Source organism: Burkholderia sp. Bp8991 (assembly GCF_003853795.1).
Lineage (GTDB): Bacteria > Pseudomonadota > Gammaproteobacteria > Burkholderiales > Burkholderiaceae > Burkholderia.
This window is the reverse complement of sequence record NZ_QTQJ01000004.1, coordinates 201,313-216,558: the sequence shown is the minus strand read 5'-3', so window position 1 is coordinate 216,558 and position 15,246 is coordinate 201,313. Positions and strand designations below refer to the sequence as shown.

The following is a 15,246-nucleotide window of genomic DNA, read 5'->3' as shown; positions in this document are numbered from 1 at the left end:
ATAGAAGAAACGCGACAACGAATCTCCGCCGGACAGGGTGCGCGCAGCGATGGCGTCGCCCCCCTCGGCCGCACAGCTTCAGTCCTCGGTTGGACCTGCGCGCGAACCACGCAGCTTGCCAGGGGTCACGCCGTAGGTCTCGCGGAACACCCTGATGAAATGCGCGGAATCGGCAAAACCACACTCATATGCGATGTCAGTGACCTTGCGCCCGGTGTTCAGCAGCATCCAGCGCGCGTAGCGTAGCCGCATACCTCGATAGAACTCATTCGGCGACACCTTCATCTCGGCCATGAATGCCCGCTCGAGCTGGCGCACGCTCGTGCCAATCATCTTCGCGATCACCGCGATGTTAAGCGGCGCTTCGAGGTTTTCCTCCATGAGCAGCGCAGCATGGCGTACGTTTGCATCGTCCACCGACAGGTAGCCCAGTGCGCGGCGGCGCTCGATGAACGAGGCGCCGGCCTGCCGACTTACGGTCATCTGGTGAATCACCTTCGATGCGCGGTCAGGTCCGCAATGCAGATTGATGAGCCGCGCGGCGAGCTCGATGACCGAGATGCCGCCCGCACACGTGATGCGATCGCCGTCAATAAAGTAGTCGGCATGCGTGACGACGCGTAGCCCGGGGAACATGTAGCGATAGTCGTCGAAGTGAAAGCTGTGCACGCATGCGACGTGATCCTGCATGAGCCCGGCATGGGCGAGGACAAAGCTACCAGTGCAGATGCCTACCAGCGGAACGCCCGCCTGTGCGGCGGCGCTCAGGTAGTCCCAGTAGCGCCTGTCCACCTTCTCGAGATGCGGCAGCAGGCCGCCGATGACGACGATGTAGTCGAACTGCCCGACTTCCGGAAAGGCCGCCTGCACCGGTACAGCGATACCGCAGCTCGATTCGACGGTGGTGTCGTGCACGCCAATCGTCGTCCAGAGACAGCGCAACTGACGACTCTGGTCGCTGCGATCGGCAGCGTGACGTAACGCGTCACAGAGCCCGCCAAGCGACAAGAGCGGAAAGCGCGGCCATAGCAGGATTCCGACATTGAGCTCCGCGCCGGAACGCCCCAGAAGCGACTCGGGTGCCGTAGAAAGCGAGTCAAGCCGGCCCACCAGTTCGTGGGCCGGCGGCGCTTTGGCCGGGGGATCGTCGGAGGAAAACATGGGCAGCGCGAGTAATCGGTGTCACGCCATTATAAGACCGCACGGTACGCATCGCCGCTGTCGCATTTCTTCTGTTTTCTGGCAAATCGGTGCAATGCCGCTGGTTTGTGTCTGCATAAATTTGTCTCGCCAGCGCAGACCACCTGCCGCGCGGTACAAGGACAGAGGCGACGGGGACAATCCAGCGGATCGCCCTCGATGCAGATAACTATCGATGAGGTAATGCAATGACCAAGAGCAAAATATTGGGTCGCCGTGCGACGACCTTTGGCATTCTGGGGGCGCTGGCTGCCGTTTCTGCCGGGGTGGCGCATGCCGACGAAACCGTGAAAGTCGGTGAAGTCGCGCCTCTCACCGGTCCGGCTTCATATCTGGGCAAGGACACTGAGAACGGTGCAAGGCTCGCGGTCGAGGAAATCAACGAAAAGGGGCTTGTCGTCGGCGGAAAGAAGGTCACGCTGGTTCTCGACACCGAAGACGATGCTGGCGATCCGCGCCAGGCCACGCAGGTCGCACAAAAGCTTGTCGACGCCAAAGTAGTGGCGATAGTCGGTCACATGAATTCTGGAACGACGATTCCGGCCTCCAAGATCTATCGTGACGCCGGTATCGTTCAGGTCTCACCGTCGGCTACGAATCCGGCGTACACGCTCCAGGGCTTCAAGACCGCATACCGCGTGGTGGCAACTGATGCCCAGCAAGGGCCGGCCCTCGCCGATTACGCGATGCGGAAGTTAAAAGTCAGGACAGTTGCCATCGTCGACGACGCCACCGCATATGGGCAGGGTCTGGCCAATGAATTCGAGAAACGTGCGAAGGCAGATGGCCTTTCGGTGGTTTCGCACGACGCGACCAACGATAAGGCTATCGACTTCCGCGCTATCCTGACAAAAATCAAGGGCGCGCATCCGGACGTAATCATGTATGGGGGCCTCGACGCAACGGGCGGCCCGTTTGCGAAGCAGGCCAAGCAGCTCGGCATGACGCAGAAGATTCTTGCAGGCGACGGCCTGTGTGCCGACGACCTTTCGAAACTCGCCGGGGACGCGGCCGATGATGTGATCTGCTCCGTCGCAGGCTCGCCGCTCGAGAAGATGCCCAAGGGCCCGGCCTTCATGCAGCGCTACGAAAAGCGCTTCGGTACACACCCCGTCCTCAACTCGCCATTCGCTTACGACGCTGTATACGTCATCGCCGAAGCGATGAAGCGCGCCGGCTCGACGGCCCCCGACAAGATTCTTGCCGCAATGCCAGCGACGAACTACGAGGGTGTGCTCGGCCAGACACAGTTCGATTCGAAGGGCGACCTGGTCCACGGGACGATTTCCCTCTACAAGTATGTCGGTGGAAAGCAAACCCTCCTTGACTACGTGAAGAACTAACCCGGCAGGGCCGGTTGTTCAACCCGGCACAACTTCAGTGATGCGGTTGTGTCGGTCGTACACCTCCTCTTTTTCCCTCACTCCCGCCGTCTTGATAGCGAAAACGCTGACTGCCGACGCATCCTGTCGTGCGGGGCGTAATTTCCGTAAGCGCACAACGGCCGGACGCTCTAAACCGGATATGGATATCTTCCTGCAGCAGTTAATCAACGGGCTGGTACTTGGCAGCATTTACGCCATCATCGCGCTCGGCTACACCATGGTGTACGGGATTCTGGGCATCATCAACTTCGCGCACGGCGACGTGCTCATGATGGGCGCCATGGTCGCGCTCTCCGCGATCAACGTGCTCCACAATCACTTCCCGGGCCTCGGGAACATCCCCACGCTGTGCATCGCGCTCGCGGTCGCCGCGGTCGTGTGTGCGGTCATCGGGTACGCGATTGAAAAGGTCGCGTACCGGCCACTGCGCCGCGCGCCGCGTCTCGCCCCGTTGATTACCGCGATCGGCGTGTCGATCCTACTGCAGACGCTCGCGATGATCATCTGGGGCCGCAATCCGCTCGCGTTCCCCCAGCTCATCTCGACCGATCCCATCAACGCCATCAAGCCGGCTGAAACCGGCGTCGGCGCCGTGATCTCGCCCACCGAGATCGTGATCATCGTCGTCGCGTTCCTCGTGATGGCGGGCCTCCTGCTGCTCGTGCACAACACCAAGCTCGGCCGCGCGATGCGCGCCATCGCCGAGAACTCCAGCGTCGCGAGCCTGATGGGCGTGAATCCGAACTTCGTGATTTCGGCCACCTTCATGATCGGCTCGGCGCTTGCCGCGCTGGCCGGCGTGATGATCGCCTCCGAATACGGCAACGCCCACTTCTATATGGGCTTCATCCCGGGCATGAAGGCGTTCACCGCGGCGGTGCTTGGTGGCATCGGCAACCTGGGCGGCGCGATGGTGGGCGGCGTGCTGCTCGGCCTCATCGAGCAGCTTGGCGCCGGCTACATCGGCAGCCTCACGGGCGGCGTGTTCGGCAGTAACTATCAGGACGTGTTTGCGTTCGTCGTGCTGATCGTCGTGCTCGTGTTCCGTCCGTCGGGGCTGTTGGGCGAACGGGTCGCGGACCGCGCATAAAGAGGGGAACACAACATGACATCCATTCAACCGATCGAGCCGCCGACGACGCTCATCCCTGAAAAAAACACCGCGAAAACGCTCACGGTGGGCATCGTGACCGCCATCGTCGTGGCCTCGCTGCCCTTCGTGGTCGGCGCCACGGGCGGCAACTACTGGGTCCGCGTGCTCGACTTCGCGATGCTCTACGTGATGCTCGCGCTGGGCCTGAACGTGGTGGTCGGCTTCGCCGGCCTGCTGGACTTGGGCTACATCGCGTTCTATGCGGTGGGCGCCTACACCGCCGCGTTGCTGACTTCCCCGCACCTCGCCACGCAATTCGCCTGGATCGCCAACATGTTCCCGGGCGGGATGCACACGCCGTACTGGATCGTGGTGCCGGCGGCGATGGGGCTCGCCGCGCTAGCGGGCGTCCTGCTCGGCGCGCCGACACTGCGTCTGCGCGGCGACTACCTCGCGATCGTGACCCTCGGCTTCGGGGAAATCGTCCGCATCTTCATGAACAACCTCGACCGTCCGGTGAACATCACCAACGGGCCGCAGGGCATTACGGGGGGCGCGCCGCTGCATGTTGCGGGTATGGATCTCTCGCAGCCGCACACGCTGTTCGGCTTCACGTTTACCGCGGTGTACTGCTACTACTACGTGTTCGTGCTCTGCGCATTGATCGTGATCTGGGTGTGTACGCGTTTGCAGCACTCGCGCATCGGCCGCGCATGGGCCGCGATCCGCGAAGACGAAATCGCCGCGAAGGCCATGGGCATCAACACCCGTAACGTGAAACTGCTCGCGTTTGCGATGGGCGCGTCGTTCGGCGGCCTCTCGGGCGCGATGTTCGGTGCGTTCCAGGGCTTCGTCTCGCCGGAATCGTTCACGTTCTGGGAATCGGTCGTGGTGCTCGCCTGCGTGGTGCTGGGCGGCATGGGCCATATTCCGGGCGTGATTCTCGGCGCGGTGCTGCTGGCCATTTTTCCCGAGTTCCTGCGCTCGTCCATGGGCCCGCTGCAGCACATGCTGTTCGGCCATGAAGTCGTCGATACCGAAGTCATTCGTCAGCTGCTCTACGGCCTCGCGATGGTCATCATCATGCTCTACCGCTCGGAAGGCTTGTGGCCTGCCGCGAAGCACGAAGACAAGATCGCGAAGATCGCGAAGCGCACGAGCAAGAAGCCGGTGCGCGCATAAACGACCGGACGGAGAACAGACTATGAGCGACAAACCAATCCGCCTGTCGGTGAAGGGCGTGAGCAAACGCTTCGGCGGCCTGCAGGCACTCTCCGAAGTGGGCCTGCAGATCGAGGCAGGCACCATCTACGGCCTGATCGGCCCGAACGGCGCGGGCAAGACCACGTTCTTCAACGTGATCACGGGCCTCTATACGCCAGACTCGGGCGAGTTCCGGCTCGACGGTGACACCTATACGCCGACCACCGTGTATCAGGTGGCGAAGGCGGGCATCGCGCGCACCTTCCAGAATATTCGCCTGTTCGGCGGTATGACCGCGCTGGAAAACGTGATGGTGGGCCGCCACGTGCGCACGAAGCACGGCCTGTTGGGCGCGGTGTTCCAGACGCCGGCTGAGCGCAAGGAAGAGCGCGAGATCAAGGAGCGCGCGCTCGAACTGCTCGAATACGTGGGCATTGCGCAGTACGCCGACTACACCTCGCGCAATCTCTCGTACGGCCACCAGCGCCGTTTGGAAATCGCGCGCGCGCTCGCGACCGATCCGAAGCTGCTTGCGCTCGATGAGCCGGCAGCGGGCATGAACGCGACCGAGAAGGTCGAACTCACGCGCCTGCTCGACAAGATCCGCGCCGATGGCAGGACCATCCTGCTAATCGAGCACGACGTGAAACTGGTGATGGGCCTGTGCAACCGCATGACAGGGCTCGACTATGGGAAGGTGATTGCGCAGGGTTTGCCGCAGGACGTGCAGAAGGATGCGAAGGTGATCGAAGCTTATCTGGGTGCGGGGGTCCACTGATGTCCACGACGCAAGCAATGTTGAAAATCAAGGGCCTGCAGGTCAACTACGGCGGCATTCAGGCGGTCAAGGGTGTCGACCTCGAGGTCGGGCAGGGCGAACTCGTCACGCTGATCGGCGCGAACGGCGCGGGCAAGACCACGACGATGAAGGCGATCACGGGCCTGAAGGCGTACGCGGCCGGCGACATCGAGTACATGGGTCAGTCCATCAAAGGGCTGCCCGCGCACGAGCTGCTCAAGCGCGGTCTCGCGATGGTGCCGGAAGGGCGCGGCATCTTCGCGCGCATGTCGATCGTCGAGAACATGCAGATGGGCGCGTATCTGCGCACCGACAAGGACGCCATCCAGAAGGACGTCGACCGCATGTTCGGCTTCTTTCCGCGTCTGAAAGAGCGCGCATTACAATACGCGGGCACGCTGTCGGGGGGCGAACAGCAGATGCTGGCGATGGCGCGCGCGATCATCTCGCGGCCGAAGCTGCTGCTGCTCGATGAGCCGTCGATGGGTCTGTCGCCGATCATGGTCGAGAAGATCTTCGAAGTGGTGCGGTTGATTTCGTCCGAAGGCATGACCGTCCTGCTGGTCGAGCAGAACGCGCGTCTTGCGCTGCAGGCGGCGAATCGCGGCTACGTGATGGACTCGGGTCTCGTCACGATGTCGGGTGATGCGAAGCAGATGCTCGATGATCCGAAGGTGCGGGCGGCGTATCTGGGCGAGTGAATCAGCGATACCAGCGAGGACTGAATCCTTGGAAAAGCTTCACTACGGTAGACGGCTATCTGGGCGACCAGCAATACGAGGGTAGTCTCAAGTGGATGGCGCCTTCGCCACCGAAAGCCGCCATCCAGCGCTGGACGATCCGATGACCGGAAGGGGTCGATCACCGCCATTGGCGACGAACGATCGTATTATCCGAGACCCAATCTGACGTTGACCAACCGGTCAGATCCCGGCCTATACCCCCGATGCTACCGATGGCGTCTCTTCCAGTCGAACGATGGAAGCTCGATACGACTGGCGACAGACCCGTTCCAGGACGTTTCGAACCCGGCCCGCGCAAGCGCTTCCGCGACCCGGCGGCCCACTACCGCACCGCGCGCGTCGTCGCCGGCGAGGTCGCCGAAGGCGAGCGTGAGGCCGTGTCCATCCAGCGCTCTTTCGACATCCTGTCCGTGATAAAAGCAGTACCCGTGATAGCGCCCTTGCGGCGCGTCCTGCACGGCTTCCGAAACGTCCGAGTGGCCATCCGACATCGTGTATCCGGCGTTCGACAGCGCGCAGATGCCGTCGTCGTCCAGTTCATCGAACACGCGATCCAGCCGATCGCAATCCGTCTCCCGAGGCCAGGACCGTTCTGCCGCAGCCTTGCGTTCGAATTCCGACTCGATGAAACCTTCCAGCCGATCCGCGTCGCAGTCCGGCTCCAGGATGTCCTCCATCATTTCCCGCACATCATCGGGGTCGTTAAAGCCCGACCAGACCCATTTGGTGATGCACTCCATCACGTATTTTTCGGTGTCCGTCACGTCATGGTCTCCAGGTGTCGTCTTCGATCTTCAACGCCGCTGCCGGCCGTTACTCGCCAGCGACAGTCCTGCTCGACGGTTCGCACCGGCGTATTGAAACCGTGTCGAGCGGCGAACGTCCCTCCGGAAAACGGTTCGGCGTCTCGATGCGCGCCAGCGGCGCCGCCCGTTTTCGCGAGCACTAGCACCAGCACCAGCGTGCGCGATCCGCAGCTTCCAGCATCACCATGTCGAATGCGCTTTCTCCAATTGCCGGTGCTCATCGTCGCGGCACCGTTTCAGCGGAGGGCAGGATCGATTTCGGCACTGCTCAATCCGAATCCCGCCATGCGCGCGCGATGCTCCGGCGAGCCCAGATACGAGCGCAGCTGCTGGTTGACCACATCGAGCAACGCGCTGTTTTGTCGATTGAACGAGAAGGCGCCCAACGGCGGCCGGTGGTGTATCCGGTCCGCTGGCGGTTCGTGCGCGACGGCCTCGAGCAATGCGCCGCCCATCCGCTTCGCCACGATCCGAAGTCCGAGCGCAGTACTGGCGTACGCGTCGACCGCGCCGGCGCGCACCGCGTCGATCGCATCGGCTTGCCGGTCGAACAGGGTGATCTGATGCTCGCTCACGCCCGCGTCTTTCGCCGAGTCGTGCTGTACCTGTCCGGTAATGATGCCAAGACGTGCATCGGGACGCGCGGCAAGCGACGCATAGCCGGTCAGTTGCTTCGGGTTTCCGGCGCGAACGAGAAAGCCGTCCGCGATTCCCCACACGGGTACGCTGAACGCGACCATGGCGGCGCGTTCCGGCGTAACGAAGAGCGGAACGTTCATGTCCCAGCGGCCTGCGGCGACACCGGGCAGCAGTTCACTGAACGTCGTCAGGTGAGGTTCGATCCGCGTGACACCGATCGCCCGAAGGATCTCGCCGGCGAGATCGAGGTCGGCACCGGTTGCCGTGCCATCCGGTTCCGTCCATCCAAATGGCGGTTCGTCGAGGTATGCAATCGTTACCTTCATCGCGTCTTCTCGCGAGCAGGGACGGCCGCCGAATCGGCAGCCGATTGCCGACGATTCTAATACTCCGCTCGCAGGGCAGGGCCGGCCGCAGCCGGCCCCCATCATGCGACTACCTGGGCCGAACTCAACCCGCCGCGTTCCGATTCGCTTCGATCACGGTCAACGCCGTCATGTTCACGATCCGTCGCACGGTCGCGCTCGACGTGAGGATGTTCACCGGCGCATTGACCCCCAGCAGGAACGGCCCGACCGCGACGTTGCTGCCGGCTTCCGTCTTGAGCAGGTTGTAAGCGATGTTCCCCGCATCGACGTTCGGGCACACGAGCAGGTTCGCCGCGCCCTTCAGCGGCGACATCGGCAGCAGCCGCGCACGCAGCGCCTCATCGAGCGCGCAGTCGCCATGCATCTCGCCATCGGCTTCGATATCCGGCGCGTGCGCGCGGATGATCTCGAGCGCCTTGCGCATCTTCACGCCCGACGCCGCGCTGCCCGACCCGAAGTTTGACCGTGACAGCAGCGCGGCCTTCGGCGTGAGGTTCAGCCATTCCATCTGCCGCGCGGCCGCGATCGTGAATTCAGCGATCTGCTCGGCATCCGGGTTGTCGTTCACGTGCGTATCCACGAGCGCGACCGTCCGCTGATTGAGCAGCAGGATGTTCATCGCCGCGTAGGTCGATGCATCGGGCTTCTTGCCGATCACTTCGTCGACGAAGCGCAGGTGGTTGTGATACTCGCCGACCGTCCCGCAGATCATCCCGTCCGCATCGCCGAGCCGCACCATCATCGCGCCGATCAGCGTCAGGCGCCGGCGCATCTCGACGCGCGCCATTTCCTTCGAGATGCCGTCGCGGCAGCGCAGTTCCCAATACGTGGTCCAGTATTGCGGGAAGCGCTCGTCGTATTCCGGATTGGTCACCTCGACGTCCTGACCGAGACGCAGGCGCAGGCCGAACCGCTCGATCCGCGCGAGCAGCACCTCCGGCCGGCCGACCAGGATCGGGCGCGCGAGCTTCTCGTCGACGATCACCTGCACCGCGCGGAGCACGCGCTCGTCCTCGCCTTCGGTGAACACGATGCGTGCCTTGCCGCCGTCGCGCACGAGCTGGCGTGCGGTCGCGAACAGCGGCTTCATGAACGCGCCCGAGTGGTAGACGAACTGCTGCAGCTGCTCGACATACGCGTCGAGATCCGCGAGCGGGCGCGTCGCCACGCCGCCTTCGATCGCCGCCTTGGCGACGGCCGGCGCGATACGCACGATCAGGCGCGGATCGAACGGCTTCGGAATCAGGTATTGCGGACCGAACGACACTTCGTCGCCGCCGTAGGCCGCCGCGACGATGTCGTTCTGCTCTTCCTGCGCGAGGCCGGCGATCGCGTGAACCGCGGCGATTTCCATTTCGCGGGTGATCGTCGTCGCGCCCACATCCAGCGCGCCGCGGAAGATGTACGGGAAGCAAAGAACGTTATTGACCTGGTTCGGGAAATCCGAGCGGCCGGTCGCGATCACGACGTCGTCGCGTGTCGCGTGCGCGAGTTCGGGGAAGATCTCCGGCGTCGGGTTGGCGAGCGCGAGAATCAGCGGCCGCGCGGCCATCGCCTTCAGCATCTCCGGCTTCAGGATGCCGCCGACCGACAACCCGAGGAACACGTCCGCGTCGCCGATCACTTCGGACAGCGTGCGCGCATCGGTTTCCTGCGCGAAGCGTTCCTTGGCCGGATCCATCAGCGTGGTGCGGCCGCGATAGACGACGCCTTCGATATCCGTCGCCCAGATGTTCGCGACCGGCAGCCCGAGGTCGACGAGCAGGTCCAGGCAGGCCAGCGCCGCCGCGCCGGCACCCGACGTCACGACCTTCACTTCCTTGATCGACTTCCCGACCACCTTCAGCCCGTTGATGAACGCGGCGGCGACGGTGATGGCGGTGCCGTGCTGGTCGTCGTGAAAGACGGGAATCTTCATGCGCTCGCGCAGCTTGCGCTCGACGGTGAAGCACTCCGGCGCCTTGATGTCCTCGAGGTTGATCCCGCCGAAGGTGGGCTCGAGGCCGGCGATGATGTCGACGAGCTTGTCCGGGTCGGTCTCGTTGATCTCGATGTCGAACACGTCGATCCCCGCGAACTTCTTGAACAGCACGGCCTTGCCTTCCATGACCGGCTTGGACGCGAGCGCGCCGATGTTGCCCAGACCCAGCACGGCGGTGCCGTTGGTGATGACGCCCACCAGATTCCCGCGGCTCGTGAAGCGGTGCGCGTTCAGCGGCTCGGCGGCGATCGACTCGCAGACGCTGGCGACGCCGGGCGTGTAGGCGAGCGCGAGATCGCGCTGCGTCACGAGCGGCTTGCTGGCGACGACGGAGATCTTCCCCGGGGTCGGAAACTCGTGATAGTCGTACGCGGCCTGCTGCTGGGTCTCTGTCTGTTTCATGTTGTAGGGTCCGGGCGTGCGCGTCAGGCCAGTCCCGACGCGATCCATGGAGGTGATTCTAGGGATCAGCCATAAGGAGATGATTCTGTTTTAATATCGGTCCATCACTTTTTCATGATGGTGTGGCGGTACGGCAATGACATTCGACGCGAACGACGTGGTCAGGCGGCTTGGCGCGCGCCTGAAGATGCGGCATCTGATGCTGTTGCTGCAGATCCAGCAGCACGGGTCGCTGACGCGCGTCGCGGAGCACATGGCCAGCAGCCAGCCCGCCGTGACGAATGCGCTGTCCGAGCTGGAAAGCATGTTCGGCACGCCGCTGTTCGAGCGCTCGTCGCGCGGCATGCGGCCGACCGCGCTCGGTTCGGTCGTGCTCGAGCGCGCCAAGGCGATGCTGAAGGATCTCGACCATCTCGCCCGCGAGATGGAGGCGGTCGCCGCCGGCCATGCGGCGCACCTGCATATCGGCGTGATTCCGTTTATTTCGGGCCAGATGCTGTCGGCGGCGCTCAAGCGCCTGCAGTCCCGGATGGAACGGCGCCTGACCGTGACGATCCACGAGGGCACCAGCGATCAGCTGCTGTTGCAGCTCAAGGACCACAGCGTCGACCTCGTGATCGGGCGGGCATCGTCGGCGATCGATCTGGGGCAGGTCTCCTTCGAAGTCCTGTACCAGCAGCAGCCCCGCATGATCGCGAGCCGGCGGCTCGCCGCGAAACTGGCCCGCACGAAGCTCGACTGGGAGAAGCTGCATGCGCTGGACTGGATTCTCGGCGCGCCCCACACGCCGATGCGCGAGCAGGTGACCGACCTGTTTCTGTCGGCGGGCATCGCGCCGCCCGTGCCGATCGTCGAAAGCTACTCGTCGAAGCTGATCGGCGAAATGATCGCGTCGAGCGACGACGCGGTGTCGATCGTGCCGGCCGATATCGCGGAAGAAATGGTGCGCATCGCCGGCGTCGCGATCGTGCCTTACTCGCTGGTCTGGACGCTGCCGCCCATCGCGCTGTTTACCCGCGCTGCCGAATCGCATGCGCCGACGCGGGATGTGCTCGTGCAGGCGCTGCGCGAGATCTGCAGGGAAACCTACGTCGAAGCGCCGCGATAAGCCTTCGCTTGCCGGCCGGTACGCGCGCGGCCGGCAACCGCGTCATCCCCGCTTTTCGTCGTTTGCCGATGCAGATGGCGTGCTCCGGCGGGCGTGTTGCAATTGCACGCATTGTCATCATCGGTTGCGTTGTCATCCATCACTGGATCGTCACGGCGCAGGGCCGGTAACAGGGGCGCAAGTCCGATGACGGCATGACTTGATTCCGTCATTAAGAAACGAGCGGCATTGGTGAATTTCCAAATAGTGGATGTTCATCGCGTCGTGCTTGTCCTACCCTCATGGTCGGTCCACAACGAAGGAAGGCTCGCGGCGGCCGCGTACCGTGTCGATTCCATCGTCTTTGGCGTTTCTTCCGTCGCCGTTCGGCGGATTATCAACGTCAGACGCGTGCATGTCGATTCGTATGGTGTGCGTTGCACCATCGCTTCCGTGATGGCATGCGTTGTCGGCGCAACGATAATGCACCGGCGTATGCAGTGCGCTCGGCACGCAGCCGTTTGCAAGAAGGGTATCGGGATGACGGGCGACCTGCTCGCGCCTGGCGCGGCGAGGGCCCGGATGTTTTTTCGATCGATTGCGGATACAACGTGCGCGCTCGCGAGGCATGCACAGGATGGTCGAGACGCGGAGGGGCGGGCCTGATTTTTCGATTCGTATTCAAACATTTCGCATGGCTGATCGTGGCCGCCGCACCGGCGGCCGCGGCCGCGTTCGCGCAGACGTGCGTGACGCTGTACGGCCGGATCGACGGCGTCGTCGAATACCTGAGCCACATCAGCAACAACATCGATTGTCACAGCCCGGTGACCGGCGGCTTCGACGTGCAGGCGCAGTATGCGTTCGGCAACCAGTCGCGCGGCTTCAACCACGGCACGGCCGACGAATTCGGCCGCTCGGACGGGATCATGATCTCGTATCACTCGCCGGTGCTCGACGCGCGCGGCATCTACGATGCGCTGCGCGACAACAGCATCATCAGTCACACTTCTCTCGATAAGGTGATGTCATGAAAACATCCAACAAGCAGCATGCCGGTCTTGCCTCGTGGCGCCGGCGTACGCCGGCCATGATCGGAACGCTTGCCCTGTTCGGCATGCTCGCAAGCGGCCCGGGTGCGGCGGCGGACTGGGTCTTTGCCGGGCAGGGTGTCGACAACACGCGTACCGCGCCGGACGAGCGCGTCATCGGCGTCGACAACGTCTCGCAGCTTGCGCCGCGCTGGACGCTGGATACCGACGGCAACGTGTCGGCCACGCCGACCGTCGCCAACGGCACCGTGTATGTGCCGGACTTCGGCGGCTCGCTGTGGGCGGTCGATGCCGCCAGCGGCAAGGTGAAGTGGAAGAAGAAGATCGCCGAATACAGCGGCATCGACAACGATGCGTCGCGCACCAGCCCGGCCTACTGGGAAGGCACGCTGATCTTCGGGCAGGGCACCCAGGTTGCGAACAACCCGACCGGCGCGTTCGTGCTGGCAGCGAAGGCAGAGGATGGCGCGCCGCTGTGGCGGACCAAGGTGGATTCGGATCCGACCGCGATCATTACCCAGTCGCCGATCGTCGATCGCGGCGTAGTGTACGTCGGCCTCTCGTCGCGTGCCGAGGCGCTCAAGGACAAGCCGACCTATCGCGGCGCGGTGGTCGCCCTCGATGCCAGGACCGGCAAGATGCTGTGGAAGACCTATATGGTGCCGAAGGGATATACCGGCGGCTCGGTGTGGGGCAACACGGCTGCGGTCGATCATGAAACCGGCCTGCTCTACGTGACCACGGGCAACAACTTCTCGGTTCCGCCGGGTCACTGCCGTTATCCGACCCAGAAGAACTGCAAACCCGATACGCCTGCCAACATGATCGACAGCTTTGTCGCGCTCGACCTCAAGACCGGCAGGATCGTCTGGCATACCCGTACGTTGGCGGCCGACATGTCGACCAACTACGACCACGACGACGGCCCGGACTACGATTTCGGCTCGGGGCCCAACCTGTTCAAGGCGACCATCAACGGGAAGGAGAGGACGTTGGTGGGCGCAGGCGCGAAGAGCGGCGTGTACTGGGCGCTCGATCCCAAGACCGGCAAGGTGGTCTGGCAGACGCAGGTCGGCCCGGGCAGCCTGCTGGGCGGCATGCTGTGGGGGACGGCCGCCGACGGCAAGCGCATCTACGTTTCGATCGGCAACCTGGACGGAAAATCGATCGACGTCGACAACGGTCCGAACGGCCAGAAGACGACCAAGGGCGGCATCTGGGCGGCGGTCGACGCCGCCACCGGCAAGGTGCTGTGGCGCACGGCCGACCCGCAGGGCAAGATGGACACGGTGGCGATGTCGGCCGCAAACGGGGTCGTCTATGCCGGCTCGTTGGCCGGGACGGGCGCGAGCATGTATGCGCTCGATGCGGCGACGGGCGAGATCAAGTGGAGCTACGAGAACAACGGCGCGGTGGTGTCGGGCGCTGCCATCGTCGACGGGTCGGTGTACTGGGGGGCGGGCTACCACACCAAGGTGCTCGGTCTGCCGTACGACGGCACGAGTCACAAGCTCTATGCGTTTGGTCTCGCCGCCAGGCAATAAGCGCAACGCAGGTACCGGCGTACGCGGATGACGGGTTGCTCGTGCGCCGGCGCAAGCCCGGGCGGGCGGATGAAGAGGACCAACGCTGGACACCGGGGCGCGCTGCGCTCCGGACCCTGTTCCAGCCTTGCAGGAGAGACGATATGGTTCTTCGACACAGTATCGGTCGTTGGCGGGAGGTGTCCTTCGAGGTCGCCGCATGGGATGGCGTAGGCGCGCAGGTCGACCTCTCCTGTGGCTGCATGTTTGCCCGCGAGGCGACGGGCGATGGCCCGACCGGCGGGTTACGCCATCTCGACCTGGCACTGTCGGGGGCACTCACCGGCTTGCGGCGCGATGGCCGTTTTCGGGCCGCGCCGATGGAAACGCTGTGGATCAGCCATCCGCCCGCGGGCATCGCGGCGCGTTCCTTGTTGCTGGTCGGGCTCGGCGATCCGGCCAGCTGGACGATCGAAAGAACCGCGGATGCCGTCGCCACGGCCGCGCGGACGGCGATCCAGCAGGGTCTCGAAAGCGCGGCCTTTGCGCCGAGCATACTCGACGGCGGGCTGACGACCGCCGCCACCGAAGGCATGCCCCAAGCGATGGTGAAGGCCGTGCTGGCCGCGATCGACACCGGGTATCGGGTCGCGGAGCTGGGTCTTGCCGCGCCCCCCGCGCTGCGCCGCTGGGTGTTCGACGTCGGCGCGGCGCGCTTCGACGGCGCCGTCGAGCATTTCGGCAACGCGCTTGCAGCCGCACGGACCTGACTGACCCCGTTTGGCTGTCGCGCACGGCATCTCATGACGCCGCATCCGGACAAACCCCTCCTCATCGAAATCCGCCCAAAACCCCCGCCATACAAGCCACTCCCCGCGCGTAGTGGTTTCCACCCATAGTCGCAAATAGTCAAGAACAGGTCGCCGGCGGTCGTCTTGCGGTGAATATGGCTCGTTACTTTTACT

At 63.9% G+C, this 15,246-nt stretch carries 13 protein-coding genes and 1 pseudogene; 9 read left to right on the top strand and 5 right to left on the bottom strand.

Going from position 1 to position 15,246, the window contains the following annotated elements:
• Positions 1-78 precede the first annotated feature (78 nt).
• On the bottom strand, positions 79-1,161 hold the full coding sequence (locus DIE02_RS06440; protein ID WP_124485195.1) for a GlxA family transcriptional regulator: 1,083 nt from the start codon (positions 1,159-1,161) through the stop codon (positions 79-81).
• Between the two features lie 227 nt (positions 1,162-1,388).
• Between DIE02_RS06440 and DIE02_RS06435 the strand changes: the two genes are divergently transcribed.
• The 5 genes from DIE02_RS06435 (at position 1,389) to DIE02_RS06415 (ending at position 6,381) form a co-directional block, all read left to right on the top strand.
• The gene (locus DIE02_RS06435) at positions 1,389-2,543 is read left to right on the top strand and encodes a branched-chain amino acid ABC transporter substrate-binding protein (protein WP_124485196.1); all 1,155 of its coding nucleotides are present in this window, start codon (positions 1,389-1,391) and stop codon (positions 2,541-2,543) included.
• Between the two features lie 181 nt (positions 2,544-2,724).
• Positions 2,725-3,675: a branched-chain amino acid ABC transporter permease gene (locus DIE02_RS06430; protein ID WP_124485398.1), complete on the top strand. Its 951-nt coding sequence runs from the start codon at positions 2,725-2,727 to the stop codon at positions 3,673-3,675.
• Between the two features lie 15 nt (positions 3,676-3,690).
• Positions 3,691-4,860: an ABC transporter permease subunit gene (locus DIE02_RS06425; RefSeq protein ID WP_124528850.1), complete on the top strand. Its 1,170-nt coding sequence runs from the start codon at positions 3,691-3,693 to the stop codon at positions 4,858-4,860.
• 22 nt (positions 4,861-4,882) lie between these two features.
• A complete protein-coding gene (locus tag DIE02_RS06420; RefSeq protein ID WP_124485198.1) occupies positions 4,883-5,659 on the top strand; it encodes an ABC transporter ATP-binding protein in 777 nt (258 codons plus the stop codon).
• Between the two features lie 17 nt (positions 5,660-5,676).
• Positions 5,677-6,381 (top strand): ABC transporter ATP-binding protein, encoded by a 705-nt coding sequence (locus tag DIE02_RS06415; RefSeq protein WP_124485199.1) that lies wholly within the window; start codon positions 5,677-5,679, stop codon positions 6,379-6,381.
• A gap of 248 nt (positions 6,382-6,629) precedes the next feature.
• On the opposite strand, the gene DIE02_RS06410 is transcribed toward DIE02_RS06415, so the two are convergent.
• From DIE02_RS06410 to DIE02_RS06395, 4 genes are all read right to left on the bottom strand, one after another.
• Positions 6,630-7,187, bottom strand: coding sequence for a DUF6891 domain-containing protein (locus tag DIE02_RS06410; RefSeq protein WP_124485200.1), 558 nt, complete (start codon positions 7,185-7,187; stop codon positions 6,630-6,632).
• Positions 7,184-7,450 (bottom strand): hypothetical protein, encoded by a 267-nt coding sequence (locus tag DIE02_RS06405; protein ID WP_124485201.1) that lies wholly within the window; start codon positions 7,448-7,450, stop codon positions 7,184-7,186. The genes DIE02_RS06410 and DIE02_RS06405 overlap by 4 nt, the downstream gene beginning before the upstream one ends.
• A gap of 15 nt (positions 7,451-7,465) precedes the next feature.
• Entirely contained in the window at positions 7,466-8,194 is a 729-nt protein-coding gene (locus DIE02_RS06400; RefSeq protein ID WP_124485202.1) for a transporter substrate-binding domain-containing protein, read from the bottom strand.
• A gap of 124 nt (positions 8,195-8,318) precedes the next feature.
• Positions 8,319-10,619, bottom strand: coding sequence for an NADP-dependent malic enzyme (locus DIE02_RS06395; RefSeq protein WP_124485203.1), 2,301 nt, complete (start codon positions 10,617-10,619; stop codon positions 8,319-8,321).
• Positions 10,620-10,755: 136 nt separating this feature from the next.
• Here DIE02_RS06395 and DIE02_RS06390 point away from each other — a divergent pair, with 136 nt between their 5' ends.
• The 4 genes and pseudogenes from DIE02_RS06390 (at position 10,756) to DIE02_RS06375 (ending at position 15,051) form a co-directional block, all read left to right on the top strand.
• Positions 10,756-11,727, top strand: a complete 972-nt coding sequence (locus DIE02_RS06390; protein WP_124485204.1) for a LysR substrate-binding domain-containing protein — start codon at positions 10,756-10,758, stop codon at positions 11,725-11,727.
• A 641-nt stretch (positions 11,728-12,368) separates the two neighbouring features.
• A pseudogene (locus DIE02_RS06385) lies at positions 12,369-12,701 on the top strand (hypothetical protein); the annotation flags it as partial.
• Between the two features lie 35 nt (positions 12,702-12,736).
• The gene (locus DIE02_RS06380) at positions 12,737-14,302 is read left to right on the top strand and encodes a PQQ-binding-like beta-propeller repeat protein (protein WP_124485205.1); all 1,566 of its coding nucleotides are present in this window, start codon (positions 12,737-12,739) and stop codon (positions 14,300-14,302) included.
• A gap of 143 nt (positions 14,303-14,445) precedes the next feature.
• Positions 14,446-15,051, top strand: coding sequence for a M17 family peptidase N-terminal domain-containing protein (locus DIE02_RS06375; RefSeq protein WP_124485206.1), 606 nt, complete (start codon positions 14,446-14,448; stop codon positions 15,049-15,051).
• The last annotated feature ends 195 nt before the right edge of the window (positions 15,052-15,246 follow it).